The sequence below is a fragment of the Okibacterium fritillariae genome, from assembly GCF_052783725.1.
Genome location: NZ_CP199917.1, coordinates 1848041 through 1862549, shown reverse-complemented (window position 1 = coordinate 1862549; position 14509 = coordinate 1848041). Strand labels below are relative to the sequence as shown.

Here is a 14509-nt window from a genome sequence, read left to right as displayed (position 1 = left end):
CAAAACACCGATGAGACACGCACCGGTTCGATATTCGTAACCGGATCGTAAGAAACCTCTAGCCCAGCTGGGCCAGCCACGAGCGGGCGGATGCTTCCCACTTCGCGTATTCATCGGGATGCGCCGACTTCTGCACGGCCTGGGCGGCCTGCGTCACCGAGAGGTTCTCCCAGCCCGGAACGTCGAATAGACCTGAGGTGACGCCCGTGTTCGGGTTCGTCTTCCCGCCGAAGAACGCGAGGATGGCTCGCTGCCGGTCGCGCACCTGGTCCGGCGTCCCCCAGCCCTGGCTCGGGCGCTGCTGGAACAGGCCGAGCGAATCGCGATCGCCGTGGTCGATGTTGCGCATGCTCGACTCCTGCATCGCGGCGGCCAACGCGATCACGATGGCCTGGTCGCTGGCTCCGATGCTGCGGCCCGTCCCGATGATGAGGCGGGCGTTCTCGGTCATGGGGGCGTCGAGCGCGGCGATGACCTGGGGCGCGGGCTGCGGCGCAGGAGCGGGTGCGGGTGCCGGTGCGGGGGTCGCGGCCGGGGGAGCGGGCTGCGCGGCCGGCGGGGTAGGCGTCGTCGCGGCCGCCGTCTGCAGGCCCGGAAGCGTGATGGTCTGGCCCGGGTAGATGATGTCGCCGCCGTGCAGACCGTTCGCGGCGAACAACGCGGATGTCGTCACGCCGTGTGTCGCCGCGATGCCGCTCAGGGTGTCGCCCGAGACGACCGTGTACGACGCCGACGTCGACGGGGCCTGCGCGGAGGGCGCCGACGGGACGGGGGCAGGTGCGGGTGTCGAGGGGGCCGCCGCTTCTGCGCGCAAGGTCAGCTCCTGCCCGGGGAAGATCGTGCTCGACCAGCTCAGGCCGTTGAGGGCCAGAACGGATGCCGTCGCCACGCCGTGCTTCTGCGCGATGTCAGACACGGTATCCCCGCTCTGGACGGTGTAGGAGGATGCGCTGGAAGCGACCGAGGGACCGGCCGCGGTCATGTTCTCGCCCGATCGTTCTCCCGTTGTCCCGCCGAGACCGAGGGTGGGAAGAGGGCGGGTGCTCGAGATATCGCCCCAGGTGGGTTCGGCGCCGGGGTGCTGGATAAGAGCGTGCGCCGGGACATCCATTTGGTCGGCTGCGGTTGATGATGCGGCTGCGGCTGCGGCTGCGGCTGCGGCTGCGGTTGCGCCCGTGCCGTTCGCCAGGCCATTGTCCGAGGGGTCGTCGGGCAGGTCGCGGTCATCGGGTGCCGTGTGCGGAGCGCCGTGTGCGGCCAGGGGCGCCGTGAGCGCGAGACCGAGCATGATGCCGCCCGTGCTGGTGAGAACAGCACCCGTGTTGGACAGAGCAGCGGGGGTGGTCAGGGTGCGTCGGCGCATGATGTGCCCATCTTTCGTGACCCCCGTTTGAGTGACATTGCGTACCCACGGTGACACAGTCGAGAGAACCTCGTCAACACGCGGGGGCAGGGCGGCGGATGTCCGGGGTGCGCGGTGCCCGCGTCATCCGACGTCGTTTTGCCGCCCGTCTGCTTTTCCGGGCCCCGGGATCGTGGCAGACTCGGGGTGTGACTGATGCGTTTTCCCACCACGAGTGGCTCACTGTTCCTGACCTCGTCGAGCTGCTCGACCTCAGCCAGAGCCGGGTGCGCCGTCTGATCGAAGACAGGCACCTGCTCGCCGTTCGCCGCGACAACATCCTGAGCGTTCCCGCCGTGTTCCTGCGCGACAACGAGCCGCTGCACGAACTGCGTGGAACCCTGTTCGTGCTCGCCGACTCGGGTTTCTCCGACGACGAGGCCATGGACTGGCTGCTCAGCGAAGACGAGAGCCTCGGCGTTTCGCCCATCGAGGCGCTGCGTTCGGGCCGCAAGACCGAGGTCCGCCGCGTCGCCCAGGCGCTCGGCTAAACGCCCTCACACTCGAACAGGGTCGGTCGGATCACCGACCGAGTCGACACAGCTCGCTCCAGATCGCCGACGGAGTCGACGCGGGTTACTCCAGTAAGAGTCGACGCGGCGTGCTGTCGCAAAAATCGGCGCGGCGTCCTCCGGTAAGAGTCGACGCGGCTTGCTCTAGCGCGGGGCGAGCGGCTTGCTCTAGTGGGAGTCGGCGAGGCGAGAGCTAGTAGTTGCGGCGTGTGACGGTCTCGGCCAATTCGCTGAGGCGCTCGATCGCTTCCGCTCCGAGCGGCGCCGCGTCGAGGGCCGCGCGCGCAACGCGCACGTTCTCGGCGATGATCTCCTCCGAGCGGTCGACCGCTCCGCTCTCGGTGATGGTCGCCTGCAGTGACGCGATCTGCTCGGGTTCGAGCGCCGGGTCGCCGAGCAGCTCGTCGATGAGGTTCTTCGTCGGCGCGGGCACGGCCTCGCGCGTGAGAGCGATGAGCACCGTGCGCTTGCCCTCGCGCAGGTCGTCGCCGCTCGGCTTGCCCGTGACCTTCTCGTCGCCGAAGACACCGAGCAGATCGTCGCGCAGCTGGAAGGCCACGCCGAGCGGCAGGCCGAAGGAGCGCAGCGCCTCGAGCTGAGCATCAATGCCGCCCGCGAGCAGGGCGCCGAGGGCCAGGGGCGCCTCGATGCTGTACTTCGCCGACTTGAAGACGACCACGCGCTGGGCCCGCTCGCGGTGTTCGCTCTCGGGCCGGCTGCGCCACGCCCGCTCCTCGAGGATGTCGAGATATTGCCCGGCGGTCACCTCGGTGCGCATGCGCATGAATTCGGCGCGCACGCGAATGGATGTCTCACGGTCGACCAGCGCCAGCGCCTCGTCGAGGATCTCGTCGCTCCACCCGAGCAGCAGATCGCCGAGCAGAATCGCGGATGCGCGGCCGTAGTCGTCGCCGTCGCCATCCCACCCGCCGTCGGTGTGCAGCTTCTCGAAGCGGCGGTGGGCCGCAGGGGCCCCGCGGCGCGTGTCGGAGTTGTCGATGATGTCGTCGTGCACGAGGGCCGCGGCGTGGAAGATTTCGAGCGACGCCGCCAGTGTGACGACCGCCCTCAGCTCATCGGATGTCGGTTGCCCGACGTCGCCCGCGGCACTGCGAACGCTCTGCCACCCCCAGTAGGAGAAGCTGGCCCGGAACCGCTTGCCACCGCTGAGAAACTCCCGAGAGAACGCGGAGAACGGGAGGAGGTCATCGCCGAGGTGAGCCAGAATTGACGCACGGGATTCGAGGAATTCATCGATCCGATCATTGACCAGTTCGGCAAGGTTTCGGCTTTCGGTCACGAGACCACCCTAGCGGGATGCTTGGCCTAGCCGAGGCGTCGATGGCGGGGTTAGAATTCGTGACATACATGCCCCGTGTTGAGCGAGTTGGAGGGTAAGACATGCCGCTTTCCGAGCAGGAGCAACGGCTCCTTGACGAGATGGAGCGCAACCTCTACCGCAACGACGCCGATTTCGTGTCGACCGCCGGTGACCAGCGCGGCCGTCCGAGCTACCGCAGCATCGCGATCGGTTCGGTCGTCGGCATCCTGGGCGTCGGTGCCCTCGTCACGGGTGTGGTTCTGCAGCAGCCCGTCGTCGGCATCATCGGCTTCGTGGTCATGTTCGCCGGCGTGATGATCGCTATCACGCCCCGCAAGCACCACGGCACGCTCACAGCCGAAGATGTCTTGAAAGAGGCGCAGCGCCCGTCGTCGAAGAAGAAGGCCGCATCCGGTGGCACGTTCATGAATCGCATGAACAGCCGCTGGGATCGCCGTCAGGACGACCGCGGAGAATAGCCCCGGTCCCGCGGGCCGGCCGGCTTTCCCCGGCCGCATCCCGCTCCACACACTCAAGCAGTCGCACTTCGGTGCGGCTGCTTTTTTGTTGCCTGCCTGCGCTTGCTCCCCGCCCGCACTCTCGGTCGGGCTCTCGTGCTGAGACGGCGCGGTTCTCCACTTTCCTCCCCGGCGCCGCGGGCCTGTCCTCCACTCCGCGCGTCCTTGCGGATCGCGCCGTCTGGCGTGCCACGAAACAGCCCCGAAAACAGCCCGTTGCGCTCCCTGCCCCTCCACCCGCGCCTCGCCCGCGATTGTGCGGGATTATTCCCGAATCAGCCGAGAAAAAGGGCGGATATCATAGGTTTGTGGTGCGAAGTGGAGTAAAGTGGAGACATCCCGAAAGTTGGCCGGAACGAGAAGGGGGATGACACGTGTTTCTTGGCACCTACGCCCCCAAGCTCGACGAGAAGGGACGCATCATCCTGCCGGCCAAGTTTCGCGACGAGCTCGCCGGGGGAGTGGTGATGACGCGGGGCCAAGAGCACTGCATCTACGTCTTCTCCACCCGCGAGTTCGAAGATCTGCACACGAAGATCCGTCAGGCGCCTGTCACCTCGAAACAGGCGCGCGACTACCTGCGTGTGTTCCTGTCCGGCGCCAGCGCCGAGACACCCGATAAGCAGCACCGCGTCACGGTGCCCGCATCACTGCGTGCCTACGCCGGCCTCAGCCGAGACCTCACGGTCATCGGCGCCGGCAGCCGCGCCGAGATCTGGGACACCGAAGCGTGGGAGGCCTACCTGGCCGAGCAAGAAGCAGCATTCGCCGACACCGCCGAGGAGGTGATTCCGGGACTCTTCTAGTCCCTGCGTTCTGACTCCCAGCCGTCCACTCCCTGGCATACTTCCCCGTTGCCAGGTCGGGTCGGATGGGGATCAGAGTCCAGGGGCCACCCGGTTCATATGGCCCTGAACGACATCCACACCCCGGTTCTGCTCGAGCGTTGCGTCGAGCACCTGGCACCCGCCCTCGCGGCCGACGGTGCCGTGCTGGTCGACTGCACGCTCGGCATGGGCGGACACGCCGAGGCGTTCCTCGAGCGCTTCCCGAACATCACCCTCGTCGGCCTCGACCGCGATCTCGATGCCCTCGCCATCTCGCGCGAGCGACTCGCCCGCTTCGGCGACCGGGTCAAGCTCGTGCACACCGTCTACGACGGCATCGACGAAGCACTCGAGGGTCTCGGCATCCCCGAGGTGCACGGCATCCTCTTCGACCTCGGCGTCTCCTCGCTGCAGCTCGACGAGGCCGAGCGCGGCTTCGCCTACTCTAAAGACGCGCCGCTCGACATGCGCATGGATGCCACGAGCGACCTCACGGCCGAGACGGTCATCGCCACCTACACCGAGCACGAGCTGCGCAACATCTTCCAGAAATACGGCGAAGAGAAGCTCGCGCAGCGCTACGCCCGCAAGATCGTCGAAGCGCGCGACGCCCGGCCCATCACGCGGTCGGCCGAGCTCGTCGAGATCATCCAGGCGGCCACCCCCGCGGCCGTGCAGCGCGCCGGCCACCCCGCCAAGCGCGTCTTCCAGGCCCTTCGCATCGAGGTCAACCAAGAGCTGTCGGTGCTCGAAGACGCCATCCCACGTGCGCTCGACTCGCTCGCCGTCGGCGGCCGCATCGTCGTGCTGGCCTACCAATCCCTCGAAGACCGCATCGTCAAGAAGGACTTCCAAAAAGTCATCGCCTCGACGGCCCCCGCCGGCCTGCCGGTCGAGCTGCCCGAGCACGCCCCCCTCTTCCGCGCCCTGGTCAAGGGTGCCGAACTCGCCTCCGACGACGAAAAAGCTGAGAACCCCCGCGCCACCCCGGTGCGACTGCGGGCCATCGAGCGCGTGAGAAAAGGAACCCGATGAGCGCCCAGACCGCCTACGACCTGCCGCTGTCCGCTTCGGTGCCGGCCGCATCCGCTCTCCCCGCGCAGCCGGGACGCAAGAAGGCCCCCTACATCGAGGCCGTCCCGAAGAACGCCCGCCGCGCGCGGCCCAAGACGGCCTACGCGCTCGTCACCGTCGGCGGCGTGCTCGTCGTCGTCATCGCGCAGCTGCTGCTCGGTGTGGGGCTCAGCCAGGGCGCCTACCAGATCTCGTCGCTGCAGGCATCCGAGCGTTCACTGGGGCTGCAGCTGCAGACCGTCTCGAACGACGTGAAAGAGATCTCGTCGCCGCAATACCTCGCCGCCAACGCCGAATCGCTCGGCATGGTCATCAACGGCACGCCCGCCTACCTGCGCCTGAGCGACGGATCGGTCACGGGCAATGCGACCGCGGCCACGACCGACACGCCGGTTCCGCTGATCTCGTCGAGCGTCATTCCGAACAAGCTCATCGCCGGAGAGCCGCTCGCCGTCGCGCCCGACGCAACCGTCGCCGATCCCGACGCACCCGCCGAGGGCGCGCCTACCGAAGAAGCCGCGCCGCCGACCGTATCGTTGGAGAACGGTCTGCCGTCTCCGAGCACGCACTAACGCGGAGCGCGTACCGGCCCCGCTGAACGCCCGCGCGCTCAGCCGAGAACCCCAGCAGAGAAGGACGAAGCGTGGCCTCACACACCGTCTCGACCAAGCGGCGCATCGTCTTCGCCGTCGCCGCCGTCATCGTTGTGGTCGCCGTCTTCGTCGTCCGGCTCGTCGACATCCAACTCGTGCGCGCCGACGCCCTCGTCTCCGACTCGCTGACGAAGACCACGGCCAACGGCACCATCTACGCGCCGCGCGGTGAAATCCTCGACACCAACGGCAACGTGCTCGCCAGCACGGTCGCGCTGTTCGACATCACGACGTCCCCCCGCGACGTCAAAGAATTCGACCGCACAATCGACGGCAAGAAGCAAGAGGTAACGGTCGAGCAGGCCCTCACCGAAGTCGGTGCCATCACGGGGCAGTCGGCCGCCGACCTGCAGAAGATCATCGACGACGCCCTCGCCGCCGACTCCGGATCGAACTACGCGCTCCTCATCAAGTCGCAGAGCGCCGACAAGTACCAAAAGATCCGCGACCTCAACATCCCGTGGATCTACACCGAACAGAACCCCGGCCGCACCTACCCCAACGGATCCGTCGCCGGAAACATCGTCGGCTTCGTCGGCAGCGACCAGAAGGGGCTCGCGGGCGTCGAACTGCAGCAGAACGCCTGCCTCACGGGCGAGAACGGCACGCAGAGCTACCAGCGCTCGAAAGACGGCGTGGCGCTGCCCGGCACGACCGAGGTCACGACGGCCGCCAAAGAGGGCGGCAACGTCAAGCTCACGATCGACTCCGACCTGAACTGGTACATGCAGCAGCTCGTCGCCTCGCAGGTCGCGGCCACGGGCGCCACCTACGGGTCGATCATGGTCACCGAGGTCAAGACGGGCAAGATCCGCGCCCTCGCCGAATGGCCGAGCGTCGACCCCAACGACATCAACGCGACCGCACCCGAAGACCGCGGCTCGAAAGCCTTCACGGCGCCGTTCGAACCCGGATCGATCTTCAAGCCGCTCACCGCGGCATCCCTCATCGATGCGGGGCTCGCCACGCCCACGTCGCAGGTGCTCGCCGAATACCGGTACAAGCCTGAGAATGGCGCCAGCATCAAAGACGCCCTGCCGCACGACCCCGAGCGCCTGACCCTCACGGGTGTGCTGCAGCAGTCCTCCAACACCGGGCTGAGCAAGCTCGGCGAGAAGATGAGCGCACAAGACCGCTACAACTACCTCAAGAAGTTCGGCATCGGCGACGCCTCGGCGATCGGCTTCCCGGGCGAGGACTCCGGCATCCTGCACCCGTGGGAGAAGTGGGACAACCAGACCGACTACGTCACCATGTTCGGCCAGGGTGTCGCCGTCACCGCCATCCAGATGGCCAACGCCTACCAGGCGATCGCCAACGGGGGAGTGGAGCTGCCCATGCAGCTCGTCGAGGGCTGCGAATACTCCGACGGGACGACGACCGAGGTGCCCGCCGCATCCGCGGGCAAACGGGTCATCAGTGAGGAAGCCTCTAAAGAGGTCCTCGGGATGATGGAAACCGTGGTCACGAACGGATTCCTGGCGAAAGACCTCACCATGCCCGGCTACCGCGTAGCAGCAAAGTCGGGCACCGCGGAACAGTCCGACGGCGCAGGTAAACTGAAGAAAACCTATGTCGCCTCGATGGCCGGAACCGTTCCGGCAGAAGACCCCCAATACGTGATCACCGTGCACCTGAAAGACCCGCTCACCCTCATGTCGTCCGCGGCGGCGGCACCGGTCTTCAAACAGGCCGTCACCCAGGTGATCAAACGCTACGGAATTCCGCCCTCCACGGGCACGCCGGCCAACTACCCCGGCGAATACTGAGTCATGACAACGCCTGTTTCGCTCGACCCTGCACCGAGTGAAACAGGCATTGCCGTGCGCACCGCATCACGCCCCGCATCACACTGGCCCGCACACCGACCGGCCGAGAACTGAGAACTGATGATTGAACTGACACTCCGAGAGATCGCCGACATCACGGGCGGCACGCTCGCGACCCGCGAGTCGGGCCTCACCGCCGACAGCATCGTGTCCGGCCTCGTCGACACCGACTCGCGAGAGATCGCCCCCGGCGGCATCTTCGTCGCCAAACCGGGCGAAGAAACCGACGGCCACCTGTTCGTCGGCAAGGCCGTCGAGAACGGCGCCGTGCTCGCGCTCGTCGAACACGAGGTCGACGAGAACATCGCCCAGATCGTCGTCGACGACGTCGTCGAGGCACTGGGCACCCTGGCCCGCGCCGTCGTCGACCGCGTGCGCGCGACGGGGGACCTGCGCGTCGTCGGTATCACCGGGTCGAACGGCAAGACCACGACCAAGAACATGCTGCGCGCCATCCTCGAGCCTCAGGGCGAGACCGTGGCGCCGCGCGGCTCCTTCAACAACGAGGTGGGCGCGCCGCTCACCATGCTGCGGCTCACGCCGTCGACCCGCTACCTCGTCGCCGAGATGGGTGCGAGCAAGCAGGGCGATATTCAGAGACTCGTGGGCATGGCGCATCCCGAGATCGGAGTCGTGCTGAAGGTCGGCCTGGCCCACGCCGGAGGCTTCGGCGGCATCGAGGCCACGCAGAAGGCCAAGAGCGAGATGGTGACCGACCTGCCCGAGACGGGCGTGGCCGTGCTCAACGCCGACGACCACCGCGTGCGGCAGATGGCGGATGTCACGCCCGCGCGCGTGCTCTGGTTCGGCCAGGAAGACTCGGCCGACGTGCGCGCCACCGACATCGTCTCGTCGCGCACCGGCACCACCTTCGTCGTCACCATCCCCGGCGGCGAAAGCCGCACGGTGCACCTCAAGGTGCTCGGCGAACACCACGTCATGAACGCGCTGGCCGCCCTGGCGGTCGCCACCACGCTGGGTGTTTCGCTCGGCGAAGCCGTCACGGCGCTCGAGGGCGTCGCCCGCGCCGAACGCTGGCGCATGGAGGTGCTCGGCGGTCGCGACGACGTCACGATCATCAACGACGCCTACAACGCCAGCCCCGACTCCATGTCGGCGGCCATCAAGACGCTCGCCCAGATCAGCCCCGAGGGGTCCCGCACGGTCGCCGTGCTGGGTGCCATGTCCGAGCTCGGGGAGTTCGCGGGCGAGGAGCACGACCGCATCGGCCTACAGCTCGTGCGCCTCAACATCTCGCAGCTCGTGGTGGTGGGGGCCGAGGCCCGGCGCATGCACATCACCGCCATCAACGAGGGGTCGTGGGACGGCGAGTCGGTATACTTCGAAACGCAAGACGAGGCCTACGACTATCTGGCAACGGAGCTCCGAGCGGGCGACACCGTTCTGGTGAAATCGTCCAATTCCGCGAAGCTCCGCTTTCTCGGTGACCGGTTGGGAGAACTGTTCGCGTGGTAGCCCTTCTGACCGCCGCCGCCCTGTCGATGGCCTTCTCGCTCTTCCTCACACCCGTCTTCGTGCGGCTGTTCCGCAAGCTCAAGTGGGGCCAGTTCATCCGTGACGACGGCCCCCAGTCACACCACGCCAAGCGCGGCACCGCCACCATGGGCGGCATCGTCATCATCGTGGGCACGCTCTTCGGCTACTTCACGGCCATGCTCATCACGGGCGACCGCATCACCATGTCGGCCCTCCTCGTGCTGTTCATGATGGTCGGGCTCGGCGTCGTCGGCTTCATCGACGACTTCATGAAGACGCGCAAACAGCGCAGCCTCGGGCTCGGCGGGTGGGCCAAGGTGCTCGGCCAGGTCATCGTGGCCACGGCCTTCGCCATCATGGCGATGAACTTCCCCAACCAGGCCGGCATCACGCCCGCGTCGACGGCGATCTCGTTCACGCGCGACCTGCCGATCAACTTCCTGCTGATCGCCCCCGCCATTCCGCTCATCGGCGTGATCCTCTACCTCATCTGGACGAGCTTCCTGGTGGCCGCGGCCTCCAACGGCGTCAACGTCACCGACGGGCTCGACGGCCTGGCCACGGGTGCATCCATCCTGGCCATCGGCTCCTACGTCATCATCGGTTTCTGGCAGTCGAACCAGTCGTGCTTCAGCCCCAACCTCGCCGAGGCCGTGCGCTACAAGTGCTACGACGTGCGCGACCCGCTCGACCTCGCCATCGTGGCCGCCGCCATCTCGGGTGCGCTCATCGGGTTCCTCTGGTGGAACACGTCGCCTGCCCAGATCTTCCTCGGCGACACCGGTTCACTCGCCCTCGGTGGCGCCCTGGCCGCCCTCGCGATCCTCACGCACACCGAACTGCTGCTCGTCTTCATCGGTGGCCTCTTCGTCATCGAGACCGGCTCGGTCATCGTGCAACGTGCCTACTTCAAGATCACCCACGGCAAACGCATCTTCCGCATGAGCCCCATCCACCACCACTTCGAATTGAAGGGATGGGCCGAGGTCACGGTCGTCGTGCGCTTCTGGATCGTCGGCGGCCTGTTCGTCGCCGCCGGTGTCGGAACCTTCTACCTCGAATGGATCACCCGCTAGTGCCGCAGCAGAATCGCCTCGACGGTCTCACGAGTTGGCACGCCGACTGGACGGGCCTGAAAGTGGCCGTTCTGGGCCTCGGCGTGACGGGCTTCTCGGTGGCCGACACGCTCACCGAACTGGGGGCGGATGTCCTCGTCCTCGCGTCGAATGCGGCCGACGAGCGCGCTCAGCTGATCCCCGTCATCGGTGCCCGCCTCGTGCAGGCGTCGCTCGACGAGGTGCCGGCCGAGCTCGCCGAGCAGCGGCCCGACGTGATCGTCGTCTCGCCGGGCTTCGTGCCCACGCATCCGATTCTCGTGTGGGCGGCCGAGCAGGGCATCGCCGTGTGGGGCGACGTCGAGTTGGCCTGGCGTGTGCGCGACAAGGTGGGCACGCCCGCCGACTGGATCCTCGTCACCGGCACCAACGGCAAGACCACGACCGTGCAGCTGGCGGCCACCATGCTGGCAGCGGCCGGCCTGCGCGTGGCCCCGTGCGGCAACATCGGCGTGCCGGTGCTCGACGCGGTGCGCGACCCGGCGGGTTTCGACGTCTTCGTGGTCGAACTCTCGAGCTACCAGCTGCACTACCTGAGCGCGCAGACAGGCCCCGACCCGGTCACGCCGTTCTCGGCCGTCTGCCTCAACATCGCCGACGACCACATCGACTGGCACGGTTCGCTCGAGGCCTACGTCGCCGCCAAGGCGCACGTCTACGATCGCACCCGGGTGGCCTGCGTCTACAACAAGGCCGACGAGCGCACGATGCGCATGGTGCAGGAGGCCGAGGTCACCGACGGTGCCCGCGCCATCGGCTTCGACCTGGGTGTGCCCGGGCCCAGCGACTTCGGTGTGGTCGACGGCATCCTGTGCGACCGCGCGTTCCTCGAGGAACGCCACTCCTCGGCCCTCGAATTGACCACGGTCGACGAGCTGCACGAGCTCGGCCTCGCGGCGCCGCACATCGTGCAGAACGTGCTCGCTGCCGCGGCCCTCGCGCGCTCCTACGGCGTCACGCCCGAGCAGGTGCGGCTGGCGCTGCAGGGCTTCGCGCTCGACGCCCACCGCATCGAGGTCGTCGCGAGCGTCGGCGAGATCACGTGGGTCGACGACTCGAAGGCCACCAATCCGCACGCCGCCAATGCGTCGCTCGCGTCATACCCCTCGGTCGTCTGGGTGGTCGGCGGGCTGTTGAAGGGCGTGCAGATCGACGAGATCGTGCGCCGGCACGCCGACCGTGTGCGCGGCGTCGTCGTGATCGGCGTCGACCGCCAGCCGATCCTCGAGGCATTCGGGCGACACGCGCCCCAGGTGCCGCTGTTCGAGGTCGAGACATCCGACACTGAACAGGTGATGAGCGCGGCCGTCGATTTCGCGGCCGGCATCGCCGAACCGGGTGATGTGGTCTTGCTCGCTCCTGCAGCGGCATCGATGGACCAGTTCGCCAACTACGCAGAACGCGGCCACAAGTTCCAGCAGGCCGTGCGCACCTATCTGGGAGGTCAGGCAGATGAGCGCTCCACCGACCGACCGACCGACGACCGCTGAGCACAGCTCCGGCACGAAGGCCACCCGCATTTCGCTCGGGCGCATCTTCACGCCGGAGTCGAGCAACTACTACCTCCTTCTCGGTACGACGGTCTTCCTCGTGCTCATCGGCCTCGTCATGGTGCTGTCGGCCTCGTCGGTCGACTCGTTCCTCGACGACTCCGGCTTCTTCGGTGGGTTCTGGAAACAGGCGACGTATGCCGTGATCGGCATCCCGCTGATGCTCGTCATCAGCCGCATCCCCGCGATCTTCTGGAAGCGCTGGGCGTGGGTCGTGCTCGGCGGCGCGCTGCTGCTGCAGGCCCTCGTCTTCACGCCGCTCGGCTTCGCGGTCGGCGGAAACCTGAACTGGATCGCCATCGGCCCCATCTCGGGTCAGCCCTCCGAGCTGCTGAAGCTCGCGCTGGCCATCTGGCTGGGCGCGGTGCTCGGCCGCAAGATCGCGCTGCTCGGCGACTGGAAGCACGCGCTCATCCCCGCCGTTCCCGTCGCCATCATCGCGCTCGGCCTCGTACTCCTCGGGCACGACCTCGGCACCGTGATGATCATGGGCATGGTCGTGATCGGCGCGCTCTACTTCGCCAACCTGAAGCTGCGCTACCTCTCGCTGCCGTTCATCCTGGGCATCGTCGTCTTCCTGGGGTTCGCCATCACGAGCCCCAACCGAATGGCTCGCATCACGTCGTTCCTCGACGAGGACTGCGTCGACTACGAGAACCTCTGCTGGCAGCCGCTGCACGGCACGTGGGCGCTGGCCAACGGCGGTGTCTTCGGCCTCGGCCTCGGCAACTCGCGTGAGAAGTACTCGTGGTTGCCCGCCGCATCCAACGACTACATTTTCGCCATCATCGGCGAGGAGCTCGGCCTGATCGGCGCCGTGGTCGTGCTGCTGCTCTTCGTGCTGCTGGCCGTGGCGTTCGTGCGCATCATCCGGTCGAGCACCGACCCCTTCGCCCGCATCACGACGGGCGCGATCATGGTGTGGGTCATCGGCCAGGCCTTCGTCAACATCGCCGTCGTGCTGCGCCTGCTGCCCACGCTCGGCGTCCCCCTTCCCCTGATATCCGCCGGAGGCACGGCCCTGCTGACCTCCCTGGTGTCGATCGGAATCGTCCTCTCGTTCGCCCGCACGTCGGGTCGCGAGAAGGCGACGGGCCTCAGAGCCCCCGCATTCGGCACCCCCACCCGAGGAATTCAATGACCACCTATCTGCTCGCCGGCGGAGGCACTGCCGGCCACGTGAACCCCTTGCTGGCGGTCGCCGACACCATCCGCGAGAACGAACCGGATGCCGAGATCGTCGTGCTCGGAACGAAGGAGGGCCTCGAGGCCCGACTCGTGCCGGCGCGCGGCTACGAGCTGTCGACCATCGAACGCCTGCCCTTCCCGCGCAAGCCCAGCAAGAGCGCCATCACGTTCGGGTCCCGTTTTCGTGCGGCCGTGAACGACGTCGTCGCCCTGATCGCCGACCGCAAGGTCGACGTCGTCGTGGGCTTCGGCGGGTATGCCTCGGCCCCGGCCTATCTGGCGGCGCGACGCAGCAAGGTTCCCCTCGTCATCCACGAGGCCAATGCCAAGGCTGGCCTCGCCAACAAGCTCGGTGCGCGCTACACCCCCTTCGTCGGCGTGGCATTCCACGGCACGAAGCTGCGCGGGGCCCGTTTCGTCGGCATGCCGCTGCGCCCCGAGATCGAGCGTCTCGATCGCGATGCCGCCCGGGCCGAGGCCCGCGAACTCTTCGGCCTCGACGCCGACCGCCCGACGCTGCTCGCGACCGGCGGATCGTCGGGTGCCCGCCGCCTGAACACCACGGTTTTCGAGTCCCGCGACGACATCATCGCGGCCGGCTGGCAGATCCTGCACATCGTGGGCCGCAACTTCGATCAGACCGACCCGGGTGAGAAGCATTACCGCCTGCTCGACTACTGCGACCGCATGGAGTTGGCCCTCGGGGTCGCCGACGCGGCCGTCTCGCGCGCCGGCTCCGGCACCGTCTCCGAGCTCTCGGCGCTCGGCGTTCCCGCGGTCTACGTGCCCTACCCGGTCGGCAACGGCGAGCAGCGCTTCAACGCCGCCGATTCGGTGCGCGCCGGGGGAGCGATCCTGGTGCTCGACGCCCAGTTCACCCCGTCGTGGGTGCGCTCCGATCTCATTCCGCTGCTCACCGACACCGTGCGCTTGCACGACATGGCCATCCAGGCGCGTTCGATGGGCACGCCGCAGGGCTCGCAGCGCATGTACGAGCTCATCCGGGAAGCGCTGAACTAGCCT

Annotated in this window: 13 protein-coding genes; 11 read left to right on the top strand and 2 right to left on the bottom strand. The window is 67.5% G+C overall.

Features of this window, described 5'->3' with window-relative positions; all coding sequences use genetic code 11:
- Positions 1–58 precede the first annotated feature (58 nt).
- Positions 59–1363 (bottom strand): LysM peptidoglycan-binding domain-containing protein, encoded by a 1305-nt coding sequence (locus ACUWEX_RS08690; protein WP_445995970.1) that lies wholly within the window; start codon positions 1361–1363, stop codon positions 59–61.
- 188 nt (positions 1364–1551) lie between these two features.
- Between ACUWEX_RS08690 and ACUWEX_RS08685 the strand changes: the two genes are divergently transcribed.
- Positions 1552–1893, top strand: a complete 342-nt coding sequence (locus ACUWEX_RS08685; protein ID WP_079727700.1) for an Rv2175c family DNA-binding protein — start codon at positions 1552–1554, stop codon at positions 1891–1893.
- 214 nt (positions 1894–2107) lie between these two features.
- Here ACUWEX_RS08685 and ACUWEX_RS08680 read toward each other — a convergent pair whose 3' ends face one another.
- Positions 2108–3214 carry a polyprenyl synthetase family protein gene (locus ACUWEX_RS08680; protein ID WP_445995969.1) on the bottom strand — a complete coding sequence of 369 codons (1107 nt, stop codon included), beginning with the start codon at positions 3212–3214 and terminating at the stop codon, positions 2108–2110.
- A 101-nt stretch (positions 3215–3315) separates the two neighbouring features.
- Between ACUWEX_RS08680 and ACUWEX_RS08675 the strand changes: the two genes are divergently transcribed.
- The 10 genes from ACUWEX_RS08675 (at position 3316) to ACUWEX_RS08630 (ending at position 14506) form a co-directional block, all read left to right on the top strand.
- Entirely contained in the window at positions 3316–3714 is a 399-nt protein-coding gene (locus ACUWEX_RS08675) for a DUF3040 domain-containing protein (RefSeq protein WP_079727698.1), read from the top strand.
- A 413-nt stretch (positions 3715–4127) separates the two neighbouring features.
- Positions 4128–4559, top strand: coding sequence for a division/cell wall cluster transcriptional repressor MraZ (gene mraZ, locus ACUWEX_RS08670; protein WP_079727697.1), 432 nt, complete (start codon positions 4128–4130; stop codon positions 4557–4559).
- Positions 4560–4658: 99 nt separating this feature from the next.
- Positions 4659–5615 carry a 16S rRNA (cytosine(1402)-N(4))-methyltransferase RsmH gene (gene rsmH / locus ACUWEX_RS08665; RefSeq protein ID WP_445995968.1) on the top strand — a complete coding sequence of 319 codons (957 nt, stop codon included), beginning with the start codon at positions 4659–4661 and terminating at the stop codon, positions 5613–5615.
- Positions 5612–6226, top strand: coding sequence for a hypothetical protein (locus ACUWEX_RS08660; RefSeq protein WP_079727695.1), 615 nt, complete (start codon positions 5612–5614; stop codon positions 6224–6226). Before rsmH ends, ACUWEX_RS08660 begins: the two co-directional genes overlap by 4 nt.
- A gap of 71 nt (positions 6227–6297) precedes the next feature.
- On the top strand, positions 6298–8076 hold the full coding sequence (locus ACUWEX_RS08655) for a peptidoglycan D,D-transpeptidase FtsI family protein (RefSeq protein WP_445995967.1): 1779 nt from the start codon (positions 6298–6300) through the stop codon (positions 8074–8076).
- 120 nt (positions 8077–8196) lie between these two features.
- The gene (locus tag ACUWEX_RS08650) at positions 8197–9612 is read left to right on the top strand and encodes a UDP-N-acetylmuramoyl-tripeptide--D-alanyl-D-alanine ligase (RefSeq protein ID WP_445995966.1); all 1416 of its coding nucleotides are present in this window, start codon (positions 8197–8199) and stop codon (positions 9610–9612) included.
- Positions 9606–10709 carry a phospho-N-acetylmuramoyl-pentapeptide-transferase gene (gene mraY / locus ACUWEX_RS08645; protein WP_445995965.1) on the top strand — a complete coding sequence of 368 codons (1104 nt, stop codon included), beginning with the start codon at positions 9606–9608 and terminating at the stop codon, positions 10707–10709. Before ACUWEX_RS08650 ends, mraY begins: the two co-directional genes overlap by 7 nt.
- On the top strand, positions 10694–12238 hold the full coding sequence (gene murD / locus ACUWEX_RS08640; RefSeq protein ID WP_445995964.1) for a UDP-N-acetylmuramoyl-L-alanine--D-glutamate ligase: 1545 nt from the start codon (positions 10694–10696) through the stop codon (positions 12236–12238). The genes mraY and murD overlap by 16 nt, the downstream gene beginning before the upstream one ends.
- Positions 12201–13439, top strand: coding sequence for a putative lipid II flippase FtsW (gene ftsW, locus ACUWEX_RS08635; protein WP_445995963.1), 1239 nt, complete (start codon positions 12201–12203; stop codon positions 13437–13439). Before murD ends, ftsW begins: the two co-directional genes overlap by 38 nt.
- Positions 13436–14506, top strand: a complete 1071-nt coding sequence (locus ACUWEX_RS08630; protein WP_079727689.1) for a UDP-N-acetylglucosamine--N-acetylmuramyl-(pentapeptide) pyrophosphoryl-undecaprenol N-acetylglucosamine transferase — start codon at positions 13436–13438, stop codon at positions 14504–14506. Before ftsW ends, ACUWEX_RS08630 begins: the two co-directional genes overlap by 4 nt.
- Positions 14507–14509: the final 3 nt, after the last annotated feature.